16 protein-coding genes are annotated in these 16189 nt (G+C 47.6%); 7 read left to right on the forward strand and 9 right to left on the reverse strand.

Features of this window, described 5'->3' with window-relative positions; genetic code table 11:
- Positions 1–3 precede the first annotated feature (3 nt).
- The 6 genes from ispH to murJ all read right to left on the reverse strand — a co-directional run bounded on the left by ispH (position 4) and on the right by murJ (position 7334).
- Complete coding sequence (gene ispH / locus PRUB_RS16375; RefSeq protein ID WP_010382471.1) at positions 4–933, reverse strand: 4-hydroxy-3-methylbut-2-enyl diphosphate reductase; 930 nt, start codon at positions 931–933, stop codon at positions 4–6.
- A complete protein-coding gene (gene fkpB, locus PRUB_RS16380; protein ID WP_010382474.1) occupies positions 933–1373 on the reverse strand; it encodes an FKBP-type peptidyl-prolyl cis-trans isomerase in 441 nt (146 codons plus the stop codon). The genes ispH and fkpB overlap by 1 nt, the downstream gene beginning before the upstream one ends.
- Positions 1370–1876: a signal peptidase II gene (gene lspA / locus PRUB_RS16385; RefSeq protein WP_010382476.1), complete on the reverse strand. Its 507-nt coding sequence runs from the start codon at positions 1874–1876 to the stop codon at positions 1370–1372. Before lspA ends, fkpB begins: the two co-directional genes overlap by 4 nt.
- 14 nt (positions 1877–1890) lie before the next feature.
- Positions 1891–4719, reverse strand: coding sequence for an isoleucine--tRNA ligase (gene ileS / locus PRUB_RS16390; RefSeq protein WP_010382480.1), 2829 nt, complete (start codon positions 4717–4719; stop codon positions 1891–1893).
- Between the two features lie 31 nt (positions 4720–4750).
- The gene (ribF, locus tag PRUB_RS16395) at positions 4751–5671 is read right to left on the reverse strand and encodes a bifunctional riboflavin kinase/FAD synthetase (RefSeq protein ID WP_010382482.1); all 921 of its coding nucleotides are present in this window, start codon (positions 5669–5671) and stop codon (positions 4751–4753) included.
- Positions 5672–5747: 76 nt separating this feature from the next.
- A complete protein-coding gene (gene murJ / locus PRUB_RS16400; protein ID WP_010382484.1) occupies positions 5748–7334 on the reverse strand; it encodes a murein biosynthesis integral membrane protein MurJ in 1587 nt (528 codons plus the stop codon).
- A gap of 454 nt (positions 7335–7788) precedes the next feature.
- On the opposite strand from murJ, the gene rpsT reads away from it, so the two are divergent.
- A complete protein-coding gene (rpsT, locus tag PRUB_RS16405) occupies positions 7789–8049 on the forward strand; it encodes a 30S ribosomal protein S20 (protein ID WP_010382487.1) in 261 nt (86 codons plus the stop codon).
- Between the two features lie 151 nt (positions 8050–8200).
- Here rpsT and PRUB_RS16410 read toward each other — a convergent pair whose 3' ends face one another.
- A complete protein-coding gene (locus tag PRUB_RS16410) occupies positions 8201–8584 on the reverse strand; it encodes a response regulator (protein ID WP_010382489.1) in 384 nt (127 codons plus the stop codon).
- Positions 8585–8673: 89 nt separating this feature from the next.
- Between PRUB_RS16410 and PRUB_RS16415 the strand changes: the two genes are divergently transcribed.
- The 3 genes from PRUB_RS16415 to smrA all read left to right on the forward strand — a co-directional run bounded on the left by PRUB_RS16415 (position 8674) and on the right by smrA (position 10191).
- Positions 8674–9141, forward strand: a complete 468-nt coding sequence (locus tag PRUB_RS16415; RefSeq protein WP_010382491.1) for a hypothetical protein — start codon at positions 8674–8676, stop codon at positions 9139–9141.
- A 102-nt stretch (positions 9142–9243) separates the two neighbouring features.
- Positions 9244–9483: a hypothetical protein gene (locus tag PRUB_RS16420; protein ID WP_010382493.1), complete on the forward strand. Its 240-nt coding sequence runs from the start codon at positions 9244–9246 to the stop codon at positions 9481–9483.
- Positions 9484–9609: 126 nt separating this feature from the next.
- Positions 9610–10191, forward strand: a complete 582-nt coding sequence (smrA, locus tag PRUB_RS16425) for a DNA endonuclease SmrA (RefSeq protein ID WP_010382495.1) — start codon at positions 9610–9612, stop codon at positions 10189–10191.
- Between the two features lie 25 nt (positions 10192–10216).
- Here the strand turns inward: smrA and PRUB_RS16430 are convergent, their stop codons facing one another.
- Positions 10217–10372 carry a hypothetical protein gene (locus tag PRUB_RS16430; RefSeq protein ID WP_010382497.1) on the reverse strand — a complete coding sequence of 52 codons (156 nt, stop codon included), beginning with the start codon at positions 10370–10372 and terminating at the stop codon, positions 10217–10219.
- A gap of 213 nt (positions 10373–10585) precedes the next feature.
- Positions 10586–11506: a 2-hydroxyacid dehydrogenase gene (locus tag PRUB_RS16435; protein WP_010382499.1), complete on the reverse strand. Its 921-nt coding sequence runs from the start codon at positions 11504–11506 to the stop codon at positions 10586–10588.
- A gap of 164 nt (positions 11507–11670) precedes the next feature.
- On the opposite strand from PRUB_RS16435, the gene olsF reads away from it, so the two are divergent.
- The 3 genes from olsF to PRUB_RS16450 all read left to right on the forward strand — a co-directional run bounded on the left by olsF (position 11671) and on the right by PRUB_RS16450 (position 16148).
- Entirely contained in the window at positions 11671–13392 is a 1722-nt protein-coding gene (olsF, locus tag PRUB_RS16440; RefSeq protein WP_010382501.1) for a bifunctional ornithine lipid synthase OlsF, read from the forward strand.
- A gap of 61 nt (positions 13393–13453) precedes the next feature.
- Positions 13454–13939, forward strand: a complete 486-nt coding sequence (locus PRUB_RS16445) for a TlpA family protein disulfide reductase (protein ID WP_010382502.1) — start codon at positions 13454–13456, stop codon at positions 13937–13939.
- 139 nt (positions 13940–14078) lie between these two features.
- Entirely contained in the window at positions 14079–16148 is a 2070-nt protein-coding gene (locus PRUB_RS16450; RefSeq protein ID WP_010382503.1) for a TonB-dependent receptor plug domain-containing protein, read from the forward strand.
- Positions 16149–16189 lie beyond the last annotated feature (41 nt).

Raw genomic sequence — 16189 nt, forward strand, 5'->3', positions numbered from 1 at the left:
GTATTACCTAAGCTCAACAGGAACAGCGAAAACCACGTTTTCTTCCTGGCCTGGGTTTTCTACAACGGTTTCCCCACCCAAGGCTTTAAGGCGAGCAATCACTTGTTGTACCAACACTTCAGGCGCTGATGCGCCAGCAGTCACACCTACTTTGTTGACCTCTTCAAACCAACTTGCTTCCAGACACTGGTCGTCGTCAATCAAGAAGGCGCGAGTACCCATCTTGTCAGCAAGCTCACGCAAGCGATTTGAATTGGAGCTGTTTTTTGCCCCGACTACAAGCAGCAAATCGACCTTGTTCGCCAAATCTCTGACTGCATCCTGACGATTTTGCGTGGCATAGCAAATATCATCTTTGCGTGGGCCATGGATCTGAGGAAACTTCTCTCGCAGTGCTTCAATCACATCAGAGGTATCATCCACTGACAGTGTTGTCTGACTGCAATAAAACAGGTTACTGGGGTCTTTTACTTCAAGCGTTGCGACGTCTTCTGGTGTTTCAACCAGATAAATTCCGCCCGCCGAGTTATTGTACTGACCCATAGTGCCTTCAACTTCCGGGTGCCCATGATGTCCGATGAGGATACATTCAGTGCCTTTTCGGCTCGCACGTGTCACTTCCATATGTACTTTGGTTACCAAAGGACACGTGGCATCGAACACTTTCAGCTCACGACGTTTGGCTTCCTGACGCACTTGTTGTGACACACCATGCGCACTAAAGATAACGATACTGTCGTCAGGCACCTGGTCCAGCTCTTCCACAAACACTGCCCCACGAGCGCGCAATCCATCAACCACATACTTGTTGTGTACAACTTCATGACGAACATAAATCGGTTTTTCAAAGATATCGAGTGCACGCTCAACAATACTAATAGCGCGATCAACCCCGGCACAAAAGCCACGCGGATTGGCGAGTAAGATCTCCATTAGTTTTTTACCTCTAAAATATCGACTTCAAAGGTCACTTTTTGTCCGGCCAGTGGATGGTTAAAGTCAACGGTCACTGAATCGCCGGCAACTTCACGTACCAGACCTGGCAGTTCAGTGCCATCAGGCTGAGTAAACGCAATAATACTACCCACTTCCGCGGGCGTATCGGCGCCAAACTTGCTGCGATCGACATAATAAATATTGTCCGGGTTTGGCATCCCAAAGGCATCTTGTGGCTCAAGTTCAAATGATTTGCTGTCACCCGCTTGCAGTCCTAATAAGCACTTTTCAAAGTTCTCCGTCAGGCTGCCATCGCCCATAAAGAGCTTTGCGGGCTTGTCATGCACTTTCGTTGAGTCCGCTGCAGATCCGTCAGCCAGTTTTATCGAAAAATGAAATAAAACTTCAGATTGTGGGCCTATTAGCTGCTCACTCATGCCTTTTTCTCCTGCGAATCTACGTTGTCACCAAAAATGGCGTCAAATAACAATAAACCAGCACCGCCAACAATGGCCATATCTGCGACATTAAATGCCGGGTAGTGCCAGTCCTGATAGTAAAAGTGTAAGAAGTCCACTACGTAGCCTAGTGTAACCCGGTCATACAGGTTGCCTAAGGCACCAGACAGGACGAGCGCATACGCACTACACAGCAACCAGTTATTAGCAGGTAACTTCTTCAACCAATACACAAGCAAGCCACTGATGGCCACGGCAATTGCACTTAAAAACCAACGTTGCCAACCGCCCGCTTCACTTAAAAAGCTAAACGCCGCGCCATAGTTGTGCATATAGGTAAAATTAAAAAATGGCAGTAACTCAATAGACTCATAGAGCCGCATGTTTTCGACTACCAGTGCTTTCGTGCCGAAGTCTACTGCAAAAAGCAGTAGACTCAGCCACAACCACACCAGACCACTTCGCTCGGTCGATTTGGTCATGTAATACTCCTAGATTAAGCGAACTGACGCTGTTCACCAGCGCCGTCAACATTGGTCACACAACGGCCGCACAACTCTGGATGTGCATCGTGCTGACCGACATCCTCACAATGGTGCCAACAACGGTCACACTTAGGTGCCTGTGTTGCTTTTACTGAGATAAACAAGCCGTCAATCTCTGTTGAAACCGTGCCTTCTGGCTTAGCATTCACCACTTCCACCTGAGCTTTCGATGTCAGCAATACAAATCGCAGTTCATCTTGCAGGGTTTGTAGTTTCTCTGCCAGGTCGCCGCCTGTGTACAGCGTCACTTCCGCCTGTAAAGTTGCGCCAATGGTCTCTTCTTTACGCGCACTTTCCAGCACCTTGTTTACTTCGTCACGGACAGCCAACAGCTCTTGCCAGAAATCATTACTCAACTGACCTTCACTCACCTGTGTCAGACCGTCGTACCAGACATCTGTAAAGACAAACTCGCCACGCTCACCTGGCAATACTTCCCAAATTTCTTGCGCAGTAAAGCTCATGATAGGTGCCATCCAGCGTGTCATCGCTTCTGCAATATGATACAGCGCACTTTGACAAGAACGGCGCGCATGGCTGTCACTCTTAGCTGTGTATTGGCGGTCTTTAATAACGTCAAGATAGAACGAACCGAGTTCACCGGTACAGAAGTTCATGAGCTTCTGTGTCACAACCAGCATTTGGTAGTTATCGTACGCTTCTACGATCTCTTGCTGTAATTGGGCGGCACGACTGACAATCCAGCGGTCCAGTTCAATCATATCTTCAACAGCCACCAAGTCCGTTGCCGGATTAAAACCACTCAGGTTCGACAGCAAGTAACGGCTGGTGTTACGGATACGGCGATATCGGTCTGCGGCACGTTTGAAAATCTGATCTGAGACGGTCATTTCAGCGGTGTAATCAGTTGAAGCGACCCACAAGCGCAGAATATCAGCACCCAGCTTATTCATGATGTCCTGTGGCGAAATCACGTTGCCCAGAGACTTTGACATTTTGTGGCCTTTCTCATCCACGGTGAAACCGTGTGTCAAAACCTGACGGTAAGGCGCATGGCCGTTAATGGCGACTGATGTCATCATCGACGACATAAACCAACCACGGTGCTGGTCCGATCCTTCCAGATAAAGGTCAGCAGGACCGCTCAGCTCTTCGCGCGCATCAACAACGCAGGCGTGTGTTACACCCGAGTCGAACCACACGTCCAGCGTATCTTGTACTTTGACATACTGTTGCGCATCGGCCTCATTCAGTAAAGTGGCAGGCTCAAGGTCATACCAGGCTTGAATGCCTTTTTGTTCAACCAGCTTTGCGACTTCTTCAATCAAGGTTTCAGTTTGCGGATGCAGTGCGCCTGTATCTTTGTCGACGAACAGCGCGATTGGAACACCCCAGGTACGCTGACGCGAGATACACCAGTCCGGACGTCCTTCAACCATGTTTGCAATACGGTTTTCACCCCACTCTGGGATCCACTGAGTTTTGCCAATTTCTGCCATAGAATCCTGACGCAGGTTCGCCTGATCCATACTCACGAACCATTGTGGTGTCGCGCGGAAGATAATCGGCGTTTTATGACGCCAACAGTGTGGGTAGCTGTGAGTCATCGCATGATGATGAACTAAAGCACCCTTTTCTTTTAAATGCTCAATAATGGCTTCATTTGCCTTAAACACATGCTGACCTGCGAACACCGGTGTGTCTGGCAGGAATACACCATTTGCACCCACTGGATTTGCCACTTCCAGATCATAAGCCTGACCAGCTGCGAAATCCTCCGGACCATGGCCAGGTGCTGTGTGAACAATACCCGTACCTGAATCAGTTGTAACGTGCTCGCCCAGGATCACTGGTACATCAAAGTCATAGAAAGGATGCGCAACACGCAGGTTTTCCAGTACCGCACCTTTGGCATAGCCCAGCACGTGGTAGCGATTAAAACCAAATCGGTCCATCGCATCTTTAACCAGTTCAGAACCCAGCACCATACGCTGCTCTTGGCCTTCATCTTCGATTTGCACCAGCGCGTACTCCAGACCGCCATGGACAGCAACTGCACGGTTAGCAGGCAGAGTCCAAGGCGTGGTTGTCCAGATCACAGTGCTGACAGCACCCTTACCCTGATGTTCGTCAGCCAATGCAAACGCGCTCACCAGCGCCTGCTCATCAACAAAGTCGAACTTTACGTCAATCGCAGGAGACTGTTTGTCCTGATACTCTACTTCCGCTTCCGCCAATGCCGAGCCACAGTCTGTACACCAATGAACTGGCTTAGCCCCTTTATGCAGATGACCATTTTTAATGATGCGACCTAATACACGTAGTGCATTGGCTTCAAAATCGAAGTTCATTGTCAGGTAGGGGCGATCCCAGTCACCCAAAACGCCCAGACGTTTAAAGTCTGTCTTTTGTCCGTCTACCTGTTTGCGCGCGTAGTCACGACACTTTTCACGAAACTCAGCAACAGATACTTTTTTACCTGGTTTGCCAACTTTCTTCTCAACCTGTAGCTCAATCGGTAATCCATGACAATCCCAGCCCGGTACATACGGTGCATCGAAGTCGGAAAGTGTCTTTGACTTAATAATGATATCTTTAAGGATTTTATTTACAGAGTGACCTAAGTGAATATTACCGTTCGCGTAAGGAGGACCATCGTGCAAAATAAATGGCTTTTTACCTTTTTTGGCATTGCGGATCTGACCATACAGATCTTGTTCGTACCATTTTTTAAGCATTTTGGGCTCGCGTTGTGCCAAATTGCCACGCATTGGAAACTCAGTTTCCGGTAGATTTAACGTATGCTTGTAGTCGCTCATTTACTTTACTTTCCGTATCGGCTACTTAAAATTATTGAAAAAAGTGTTTTGCAGCAATGACGTCCTGAGCAATTTGCTCAGTTAACTGCTGCAATGACTCAAATTTTTGTTCATCACGGAGCTTATGGAGCAGCTCCACTTTTATAAATTGACCATAAATGTCCTGGTCAAAGTCGAAAATATGTACCTCTAGTAAGGCTCGCTTACCATTCAAGGTGGGCTTTGTACCAACGTTTGCAACACCGCAGTAGTCAGTATCGTGCACCCTGGCACGCACTGCAAACACGCCCTGAACGGGACTGACCTGGCGTTTAAGCGCCACATTGGCAGTTTTAAATCCCAACTCACGACCTTTCTTCCAGCCATGGATCACCCGTCCTGAAATCGCATAAGTGTGGCCAAGCATTTCATGGGCCAACCCAACATCACCTTCGGCCAGTGCAGCACGGATCAATGTGCTACTGACCCGGCTATTCCTTTGTCTGAAACTCTGCGTGTCCGTCACTTCCATGTTCAGCTCGCGACCCAGTCGCTGCAACATCGAAAAGTCCCCGACCCGGCCTTTACCAAAGCGGAAATCATCACCAACGGTCAGGGCCCTGACTCCCAGTTTTGCACTCAGCACTTCACGGACAAAGTCTTCGGCCTGAAAGTTAGCAAATCGCGCGTTAAAACTGACACAAATCACACGTTCAATGCCAATGTCTGCCAATAACGCGAGTTTATCTCGCAATCGGGTCAATCTAGCTGGTGCTTGCTGCTTAGCAAAAAACTCTTGTGGTTGTGGCTCAAACAGCATAACCGTGCTTGGCAAGTTATGCACCCGAGCATCTTCCACTAAGCCCTTTAGTACTTCGGTGTGCCCCAGGTGTACGCCATCAAAGTTCCCTATCGTCAACACGCAGCCATAGTGGTGGGGTCGAATATTGTGGATCCCTCTGATCAATTGCATACAACTAACACCTGTGATTACTAAAGCAGTATAAAAGCCCGATTATACCCAAGTTCCCGGCAAATGCGAATAATGCCTATGCAGTGCTTGCAGGAACTGCTGAACTGTCCCGAATCGTGCTGAGCCGAACCCCTGTCAAGTACATAACAACGAAGTACGTTAGTATTGCGGTCACCAATTGTAGACCCAATATGCCGACTTGTTCCATGAACGCTCGCCCCTGCCACGGCAACATCCGATCCAACCACATCAGCACACCCGACATCACAAGGCTTGCAAGCAAACATTTGGCAGCAAATGTCAGAGTAAAGCCTGACACCCGATATACACCGGCCTGATTGAGGGAGCGATATAATAAAGCGGCATTGCAGGTGGCTGATAATGCCGTTGCCAGCGCTAGTCCAATATAGCCAATAAAAGGCGCGAGCATCAGGTTAAACAGCATATTGAGTGACATTGCAATGATACCGATTTTCACGGGTGTTTTGGTGTCCTGGCGAGCAAAAAAACCGGGGGCCAGTACTTTTATTAACATGAAACTGACCAGACCGACCGAGTAAGCCGTAACGGCACCACTTACAGCGCCAATGTTATCCTGCCCGCTCTCAACAAACGCACCGTGACCAAACAAAACAGAAATAATGATCGGACTGATGAGCACCAACCCCGCCATCGCAGGGATCCCCAAAAAGATGACAAACCGCACACCCCAGTCTAGTGTTTGCTGAAACTCCTGAATACTATCTTTTGCATGGAGCTTAGATAATGCGGGTAAAATCACAGTGGCAATACCAATGCCGAACAATCCGAGTGGAAACTCAATGAGCCTGTCTGCATAGTACAACCAGGCAATAGAGCCAGTTGCCAACGCCGCCGCTATAATAGTGTCAAGCAACAAGTTGATCTGGCTGACCGATACTCCAAACATTGCCGGGAGCATCAGTTTACGTACTTTCACTACCTCGGGCGCATGCCAGGCAAATGTGGGCCACGACAACATCCCGAGCCGGGCTAGGAATGGCAGTTGAAATAAAAATTGCACCAGCCCACCCAAAAACACCCCAATGGCCAAAGCATAAGCGCCCTGCTCAAACTGGTCATGTAGCAAAAGTGCACTGGCAATGATAGAAATATTCAATAACACAGGTGTAAATGCTGCCACAGAAAAGCGGTTATACACATTCAGTACTGCACCACTCAGTGCAACCAGAGAAATAAAGAATAAATAGGGAAAGGTCAGCTTTAACAAAGCACTGGCCAATACAAACTTCTCTGCATTTTCTCCCCCCTGCCACCAATCAATAAACCAGCTTGTGCCAAACAGCCCGGCTATGACAGGTGAACCAATGACACCAATTAAGGTCACCAGCATGAGAATAGTACCCAAGGTACCTGCGGCTTGCGCAACAAACAGCCGAACCTTGTCATCCCCATGTTGTTCTTTTATCTCGGCGAGTACAGGCACAAATGCCTGGGCAAAAGCACCTTCGGCAAAAAGGCGACGCATAAAATTCGGAATACGATTAGCAAATAAAAATACATCGGCCGCAAGCCCGGCCCCCAACAAATTTGCCACTACAGCGTCTCTGACCAGTCCCATCACCCGGGATATCATGGTCATGGCACTCACTATCATGCCCGATTTAAACAACCCCTTTGCCACTCGATTTCCTCACAGTATTCTTTGCGCGGGATTATGCCATAAGCCAGTCCAGATAAATACTCATACACCTGTTAGACATAGCTAACTTTAATCCCCCAGGATAGACATAGATATGGGTCTGATAAGCGATGCCAACGCAAGCCGCTCTGAAGGAACAACACAAACACTCTAGTAGAGCGGTAGGGGATTTGCTACAATGTCGGCAGTGTGCCAAGTGGTGTGCCCTGACAGGTGCTAACTTGGTATAAGATCTGAGATTGCGGTTGCCCCAATCGTTTCAGACTCGCTGTCGTGCAACCCAACTAGCCACTTATGGCTGCGAGGGGCTAGGGACAAGCACGATATGCAAACAAATTGACCAGCCGAGGGTAATTTTTATTGACTTTAAAGAATAAAAAGGGCATATTCCTCGGCCTTTAAACTAAGCTTATTTTAAGATTGTTAGGAGCATACCTTGGCTAACATCAAGTCTGCAAAAAAACGCGCTATCACTAGCGAAAAACGTCGTCAGCACAACGCAAGCCGTCGTTCAATGATGCGTACTTACTTCAAAAAAGTAATCGCTGCAATTGAAGCTGGTGACAAAGAAGCTGCACAGCAAGCTTTCGCTGTTGCTACACCTATCCTGGACCGTTACGCAACTAAAGGTCTTATCCACAAAAACAAAGCTGCTCGTCATAAGAGCCGCCTAGCTGCTAAAATCAAAGCACTATAATTGTGGATTTGGATATGAAAAAGCCGACGTAAGTCGGTTTTTTTATGCCTGAGTGTCAGGGCTTGAAGTAGATGAAAGCTCAAATGCAGTCACGCCGCCCATCGGCAGCGTCACAGGGTGAATGATGCACACTACCCTGTAACAATACAGGTTAAGCTAATTCAAGCTTGGGATAGAACTTTTTCAACATTGCGGCAATTTTCTTGGGTGAAAATGGTTTAACCACAAACCCTTTGGCCCCGCGCTCGATCGCATCTTTCACGTTATCAACCGTTGAGTGTGCCGACACCATCACTACATTAATATCCGGATTAATTTCAGCCAGCTCTGCGATCAGCTCTTTACCATCTCCATCCGGGAGTTCAATATCCAAAAACACGATATCGAAGTGCTGCTCTTCACAGGCAGTAATACATTGCTTCGCCGTTGACGCTTCTTTTACGTTATCGATGCCCAAGTGCATCAGAGTCTGATGCAAGAAACTGCGAACAGTGCCTACGTCATCAACAATTAATATAGAGATTTGTTGTTCCATATCCTTTCCCGTGGGCTAGTCAATTGAAATGCGCTATTATTAGCATAGAACTATTATAGAGTCCTGCAAACAAAAGGCTATAGCAAAGCATGGCACAAAGACCAAAAAAACAGGCATTGCTCAATCAGGTAGATGCCAGGTCCAAAAACAAACGACCTACACAAAAAAAACGCTTATCACCTCAACAACAAAGAGCATTACAACAACAGCAACTTCAACAACAAGCACAACTTGCCGCAGCACAACAAGAAGAGGCCAAACCAAACAAAACCCGCTGGATAATCACCGCTGTGGTCTTACTCCTTCTAATTGTTTTTCCCAAGCCTAAACTTATTACCTATGAAAAGCTCGGACTGGTCGCGCAAAGTGTCTATTGGCCCGGCTTACCGGGGGTCGACCCCGTTTTATTCGACTCAAACCTGCACATCCGGCCAGCCCTGGAAAGAAACACACTTTATCTGTGTCAGGATGAGCGCGACCCGGATTCTTGTCAGAAATACCAAATCATCGAACAGCAAGGTTTTATCTCTGCCCTCATGAAGCTGATTTTTGATTAGAAAAACTAATCCGAAAAATATAAAAATACTCGTTTGAATAGGCGCAGGTTGGGGCGCATAATGGCGCCCCTTTATTGAACAACCTGGAGTACTTTGACGATCATGCCGAACGAATTTGACTGGCTACTTAATTTATTACTGCTAGTGCTAGGATTTGGTGCCTTTTTTATTAACCATAAAACCTTGCTGCGTGGCGCGGCATTGGCGACCTGTAGCATCCTGTTTATTTTGTTCAGCCTCGATCTGATGAACACGTCGGTGATCTCAAACCTGGGTTTGATTCTGATTAATTCATTTTATCTGTTTAAGCTCTTTACCCACGAGCAGTATAATACGCCTTAGTGTAGGCAGTCCTGCCGCATCATTTTGACGGCAGGACGTAAACTGAGCAACGAAGCTTAAAGATATTTTCTAATTTCTGAGCCTGCGCTACAATCTGGCCACACCCATTGGTTTTGGAGACGCAGTATGGCCATGACAGATGAAGAACTTTTTCTCGCCTCAATGGGGGACGTCGTCCCCTTAGCACAAGACAAAAAAGCAGAGCTCAAACGTCAACAAAACGAGCCCACACTGGCACAACTTGCACGTAGAGAAGCCGCTGAACAGGAACAAGATTTCGACCCGAATTTTCTCTCCACTGAGTATGTAGACTTGCTTGATCCCCATGACCTCCTTAGTTACAAAAAAGATGGGGTGCAACAAGGTGTATTCAAAAATCTCAGGTTGGGTAAGTATCAAATTGACGCTACTCTGGATTTACACGGCAAACCTTTCCGTGAAGCCAGAAAGTCGCTCTTTGATTTCATCATCGACTGCCACCAACGCAGCATTCGGGTTTTGTTGATAAGACATGGGATTGGTCTGAAGAGTAAACCCTTTCCGGCTATCCTAAAAAGCTACTGCAATAAATGGCTACAGGAAATGCCGCAAACACTCGCCTTTCATTCAGCGCTGAGTTGCCATGGGGGAAATGGCGCCACCTACGTGCTGCTGAAAAAAAGCGAAGAGAAAAAAGTAGAAAACAGAGAACGACATGCAAAACGATGATAGCAGCCCGTGCTGCTATCCTTTGTTAGCTTTCTGAGGGCGTTATTACTGTTTCTTCATTATCTTGGTGAGCCGTTTCAGGAGACTCCGCTTTGGCCTGATTAAACCACGCCATGACACCCAATATAATAACTGTAAACAGAACAACGGAGAGCTTAACGCCACCTTGATTACCATTCATGAAAAGCGACTCTTTATTATTATTTTTTCATAACTTACTGAATGTAATTAGATGTCACAAGATGTTTTTTTATACAGTATTTTGTAGCTCGCCAATCCAGCGTCAAATGACCCGGAAAATGATCCCCTCACGCTCCGGGTTACGCAATCATTAACGCCTCAACGGGCTCAGAGCAACACTCACTTGCTTTTATGAGTATGCACAATGGCCAGCTCAATAGCCCAGGCCAATATCCACACAATGCGACAATGGCGCCCCTTTTTGCATCGCTTGCATGTTCGACACGATTTGTGCCGTGGCCGTTTTCAGACTTGTTAACGCCGCCACATGGGGCGTCATCGTGATTTTCGGATGCTGCCAAAACGCATGCTCCGGTTCGACTGGCTCTGATACAAAGACATCCAGCGTAGCCGCTGCTATTTGCTCAGTATCCAGCGCATGGAGCAGATCGGCTTCATTGAGATGCGCGCCTCTGGCCACATTTATCAGCACACCATGCGATGGCATCGCCTCAAACAGCGAGCCATCTAAAATCCCGCGGGTTTGAGCCGTCAGGGGCAACAAACAGATCAGGTAATCACACTGCGAGGCAAATCGAGTCAACTGCGTCTGCCCCCAAAACGTGGTGATACCCGAGATTTTTTTTTCACTCCTTGACCAACCCAGTACCTCAAAGCCATTTTGCTTCAACTTTGTAGCGGCCACTTGTCCAAGTTGCCCAAGCCCCAGTATACCCACACGACGGCCACTGCAGGCCCGCTTAGGACGCCAGACCTGATGCTGCTGTTGTTGATAATACAGACTCAAACGTAGCTTATGCGCGAGCACATGCCCCAACACATACTCAGCCATATCATCCGCAAGCGCAGGATCCACAATTCGACACACCTGGACCCCTGCAGGCAACGCAGCTAACGGTATGCCATCTACACCCGCCCCAAACGATTGAACCACTTTCAAATTGGGCAGCTGTTGCCACAAAGACTCAGGCGCATTCCAGGCCAACACAAACTCAATCTCTGCCAGATCACCCGTTTGTGGCCACTCTCTGATATCTGTATCAGGCATACTTTCCTGTAATCCAGCGATCAGTCTACTGTTGTCTCTGCCTGTTACACAGACTAATAATGCCATGCGATCCCCTTTGTTCTGTTTTTATCTGACATCACTGTATCAAAATTCTCGCCTATACGTGTACTTACGCGATGGCCATCAAACTGACATACAGTTGCAACTTGCTTGTCATAGAGAGTTCTTAATCTTGACGGAAAGCGGTTATAGAACTTGAGAATGAATATATGATCAGTGTTGATAAGGTCATTGAAGCAAACCTGCCTCAATTAGAGAACTCACCGAAAGTAAAAGGCCTGGTAAAGAAAGGCCTGGGCTACCTGCTCCATGAACAGGAATTTGTAGCATTTGCTGATACCTACCCACACCTGCAAGGGATTGAATTTGTCGAGCAGGTGCTGGAAGAGCTGGATTTCGACGCCCGTTTCAAGCCCAAACAAATAGAACATATCCCCAGCGAAGGCAGTGTAGTGATTGTCGCTAATCATCCCATCGGCTCACTGGATGCACTGGCACTGATCAAGGTATTGGCTCAGGTACGTCCTGATCTGAAAGTCGTTGCCAACAGAATGTTGATGTCCCTCACGCCCATGCACTCCTTGCTGTTACCCGTGGACAACCTGTCTGGCGCAAGTCGCAAGCAGGAGCTGGCCAATATTCATCATCACCTCAAACAAGAGGGTGCCTTGCTGATTTTTCCTGCCGGAGAGGTGTCCCGGCTTGGACCAACCGGTATCAAAGATTGTAAGTGGAATTCGGGCTTTTTGCGCATGGCCAAAAAAGCCAACTGCCCTATTCTGCCTATTTTCATTAAAGCGAAAAACAGTCCGCTGTTTTACGGTACGTCAATGATCTACAAGCCCTTAGCCAGCCTGTTGCTGGTTAAGGAGATGTTTAAACAACGTCAAAAGTCGCTGGAATTTGAGATTGGCGCCAGCATCCCACCGGCTTCCTATTTACTAGAAAACCTCAAAGACAAAGAAATCGTCGCACTGATCCGCAAACAGCTGTACCGGCTGGCTTCGAAAAAGTCTTTACCACTGAAAACCCAGTCGCCCATTGCCGTGCCTGAATGTAAAAAAGAGCTGAAACAAGCGATTGAAATGTGTGAGCGACTCGGTGAAACCCAGGATGGCATGCAAATCTACCTCTATCAATATCAGGGCAGTTCGCCCATTTTTCGCGAGCTGGGTCGGCTCAGAGAAATTGCCTTTCGTGCTGTAGGAGAAGGCAGTGGTAAGCGCCGTGATATCGACAAGTACGACATGTACTATCAACATCTGGTGTTGTGGGATGCAAAACACCTGGAGCTCGTCGGCGCTTACCGACTGGCCAGCGCACAATCTGTCATCAATGAACAGGGCACTGAAGGTTTATACACCACCAGTTTGTTCAATTATGCTGAGCACATGCAACCCTACTTCGAGCATGGTCTTGAATTGGGACGCAGCTTTGTACAGCCTAAATACTGGGGACGCAAGAGTCTCGATTACCTCTGGTATGGGATTGGTGCTTTTGTAAAACGCTACCCACAGCATCGCTACCTTTTTGGCGCTGTCAGTTTATCCAATGCACTGCCAGATAAAGCCAAAGCTATGCTGATTTACCATTACCAGCATTACTTCTCCAATCTGGCATCTCTGGCAACCCCCAAAAACGAATTTAAGTTTACGCCGACGCAGCAACAAGACTTTGCCCAGCTATTTTGTGGTAATGATATTAAAGAAGACTTTGCAGAGCTCAAGCATATCATGGCCAATATGGGTGCCCAGGTTCCGACTTTGTTTAAACAATATACCGAGTTGTGCGAACCTGACGGGGTGAACTTCCTGAGCTTCAGCATAGATCCAGACTTCAACAACTGTATCGATGGTCTGGTGCTGGTTGATCTGACCCGGATCAAGCCACAAAAAGCCAAACGATATCTGGGAGAGAATATCTACGACTGATTGTGTTGTTGCTGTTTTTTTATTTATACTCGCGCTCGGAGATTAAAATTTGCGAGCGCGCATGATAAAAACTATTCTACAACTCATTATTTTTGCCATTGTTTTTTTGGCTATCACTGCCTACCAGGAACTGGGCATGCTGGCTGACGATGGCAAAGCCCCTGCTCCTTATTTCTCTTTACCTCTACTCGAACAACCCACACAGCGAGTCACCATCAAGTCTCTGCAAGGGCAGCAATCTGTAGTGTACTTTTTCGCCCCCTGGTGCAGTATTTGCCGCTACAGTATGCCTAACCTCAATAAATTACATGAGCAAGGCAAAGTCAACGCCGTCGCCATTGCACTGGATTTTGACAATCCAGATGCGGTCAGCAGCTTTGTTGAAGATTTATCACTGAGCATGCCTGTACTGCTCGGCAACAGTCATACCGCTTCAGATTATAAGGTTAAGGCTTACCCCACCTATTATGTGTTATCTGATGACCTGAAAGTAGTCGAACGCTCTGTCGGTTACTCCAGTGAGCTGGGAATACGTGCCAGACTTTAACATCCTCAAACTACGAAGCTAAGTGTAAGAAAGTGTAGGGGTAATCGACAATTTCTTACCCTTAGGTAAAACAAAGGTACGATTTATTCTCATACACTAGTCCCATTCATATTCAGCTTAGATTCAATAAGGGACTACCATGACGCGCTCGTCATTCAACAAAACGTTTGCACTGTCGCCTATCATGCTTTGCATCGCACTGCAGGCACAAGCAAACACCAGCACAGACATGGAACACATCGAAGTGCATTATAAACGCAGCTCAATTACCTCTGAGATCACAGAAGACACGGAAAAGCTCATCGAAATGCCAGGTGCTATGGGCGACCCGCTACGGGCTGTGTATGCACTACCAGGAGTGGTTGCGGCTGGCGGCTCAATGAGTGAACCGGCCGTGCGTGGCTCAAGCCCCAGTGATAACATGTTCGAAGTGGACTTTATGCCTGCGGGTTATATTTTCCATGATTTTGGCAGTTCAATATTTAACCGCTATATCATTCAGGATTTCCAGCTCTACTCTGCGGGCTACGGCAGCAGCTACAGTAATGCAACGGGCGCAGTCTTTGACGTAACGCTTCGTAATCCCAAGTATCAGCCAATCACCACTACGCTGGACCTGACCATGTTCAACGCTGGCGTGTTTGTGGAAGGCCAGCTCAGCGACAGTACGGCTTTCTATGTATCGGGGCGAAAAAGTACCCTCCCCCTGTTCTTTGAAGAAGGCGAAGAACTCGAAGATGAAGATGGCGAGCCAACCGGCGTCACCATCAATGATGCTCCGGATGACCATGATTACCAGGGTAAATTCCTGTGGGACATCAATGCCAACAATACGCTAACTTTTAACTTTACAGGTGCGGAAGACTCGGCCGCTGCAGGTTTCAATGAACGTTCTGAATTAGCGCAAAAAACACCGGAGTTCCAGGGCGATGCGCGCTTTATCCGGGAGTTCAATAGCCAGAACGTATTGTGGGACCACTACAATGACAAGTTTCATCTTCGTGTTGGTGTTGGCGCGCTCGACCATTCAGGCCGACTAGAGTATGGCCGCCGTGCAACCATTTCCAACGGTTATTTTGAAGAAGAATCGGAAAAACAGTACACCTACAAAGCTCGTTTGAACTATCGTATTAATCCAGCCCACCAACTGGTTGTGGATGCGGCCTATTTTGACAACGAAACAGAATATAGCTACGACACTTTCCAATACTTGTGTACTGAACTGGACCCCGATTGCGATCTTAAAAAAGGTGAGCGGATCAGCGGCAAACGGACGATTGATATCGACAGCGGCTTTGTTGGCCTGGCGCATATCTGGCAACTGAGCGATGACTGGCAAACAGAGCTGGGCGTGCAGAGCCAACACAACAAATACACGGATGAAACCTTCACCTCACCTCGTCTGGCAGTGAGCTACTTTGTGACTGAAAACAGTATCATTTCGGCCAAGGCAGGACGCTACAATCGCATGCAAAATGTAGAATATATCCTGCCAGAAATAGGTAATCCTAAACTAAAATCTCAGGTTGCGGATCACTTTACTCTTGGCTTTAGTCAGGAGCTGGACAACGAATGGAGCTGGTCAGTCGAAGGCTATTACAAAACCATGGACGACCTTCCTCTGGCCATAGATGACGGACCAAATGCAGATGATTTGTATAACAATGACGTTGAAGGGCGCGCCTACGGTGTGGATCTGCTGATCAACAAGAATAAGACCGATAACTGGTATGGCTGGGTGGCTCTGAGCTATGCCAAGAGTGAGCGCACCGACCTCAGCCGCAATATCACCCGGGATTATTACGCTGATACGCCTTTGGTGTTTAATGCAGTATTCCACTATGAAATCAATGAAAAATGGCAAGGTGGCTTTAACTTTACAGCGCGCAGTGGTCAGGCCTACACGCCGATTGTCGGTGTCAGAGAAAACCCCGACCACGATGGTCGTTTCTTACCTGTTTATGGCGAACCTTTCTCAGAGCGGTTCAAGGTCTACCACCGCCTGGATATTCGTTTCGAGCGAAAAACTAAGATATTTGGCAACGATGGCCAGTTAATTTTCGAATTGATGAATGCCTACGGCCAGGAGAACATTGCCTATATCGACCTCGATTACGACAGAGTCAAATCGGTTAACGACCTCTATATAGAAGAAGAGGAAGACGATTTCTCTATCCGCCCTTCTATTGGTTTTAGCGTCACTTTCTAAGCGATTCCCCTGAAAAGGCCGGGCGCAGACAAATGAGACTT

Source organism: Pseudoalteromonas rubra, from assembly GCF_000238295.3.
GTDB lineage: Bacteria > Pseudomonadota > Gammaproteobacteria > Enterobacterales > Alteromonadaceae > Pseudoalteromonas > Pseudoalteromonas rubra.

Bases quoted from the DNA above. Each gene is read 5' to 3' on its own strand.
- ispH (WP_010382471.1), bottom strand. From the start codon at position 933: ATGGAGATCTTACTCGCCAATCCGCGTGGCTTTTGTGCCGGGGTTGAT.
- fkpB (WP_010382474.1), bottom strand. From the start codon at position 1,373: ATGAGTGAGCAGCTAATAGGCCCACAATCTGAAGTTTTATTTCATTTT.
- lspA (WP_010382476.1), bottom strand. From the start codon at position 1,876: ATGACCAAATCGACCGAGCGAAGTGGTCTGGTGTGGTTGTGGCTGAGT.
- ileS (WP_010382480.1), bottom strand. From the start codon at position 4,719: ATGAGCGACTACAAGCATACGTTAAATCTACCGGAAACTGAGTTTCCA.
- ribF (WP_010382482.1), bottom strand. From the start codon at position 5,671: ATGCAATTGATCAGAGGGATCCACAATATTCGACCCCACCACTATGGC.
- PRUB_RS16410 (WP_010382489.1), bottom strand. From the start codon at position 8,584: ATGGAACAACAAATCTCTATATTAATTGTTGATGACGTAGGCACTGTT.
- PRUB_RS16415 (WP_010382491.1), top strand. From the start codon at position 8,674: ATGGCACAAAGACCAAAAAAACAGGCATTGCTCAATCAGGTAGATGCC.
- PRUB_RS16420 (WP_010382493.1), top strand. From the start codon at position 9,244: ATGCCGAACGAATTTGACTGGCTACTTAATTTATTACTGCTAGTGCTA.
- smrA (WP_010382495.1), top strand. From the start codon at position 9,610: ATGGCCATGACAGATGAAGAACTTTTTCTCGCCTCAATGGGGGACGTC.
- PRUB_RS16430 (WP_010382497.1), bottom strand. From the start codon at position 10,372: ATGAATGGTAATCAAGGTGGCGTTAAGCTCTCCGTTGTTCTGTTTACA.
- PRUB_RS16435 (WP_010382499.1), bottom strand. From the start codon at position 11,506: ATGGCATTATTAGTCTGTGTAACAGGCAGAGACAACAGTAGACTGATC.
- olsF (WP_010382501.1), top strand. From the start codon at position 11,671: ATGATCAGTGTTGATAAGGTCATTGAAGCAAACCTGCCTCAATTAGAG.
- PRUB_RS16445 (WP_010382502.1), top strand. From the start codon at position 13,454: ATGATAAAAACTATTCTACAACTCATTATTTTTGCCATTGTTTTTTTG.
- PRUB_RS16450 (WP_010382503.1), top strand. From the start codon at position 14,079: ATGACGCGCTCGTCATTCAACAAAACGTTTGCACTGTCGCCTATCATG.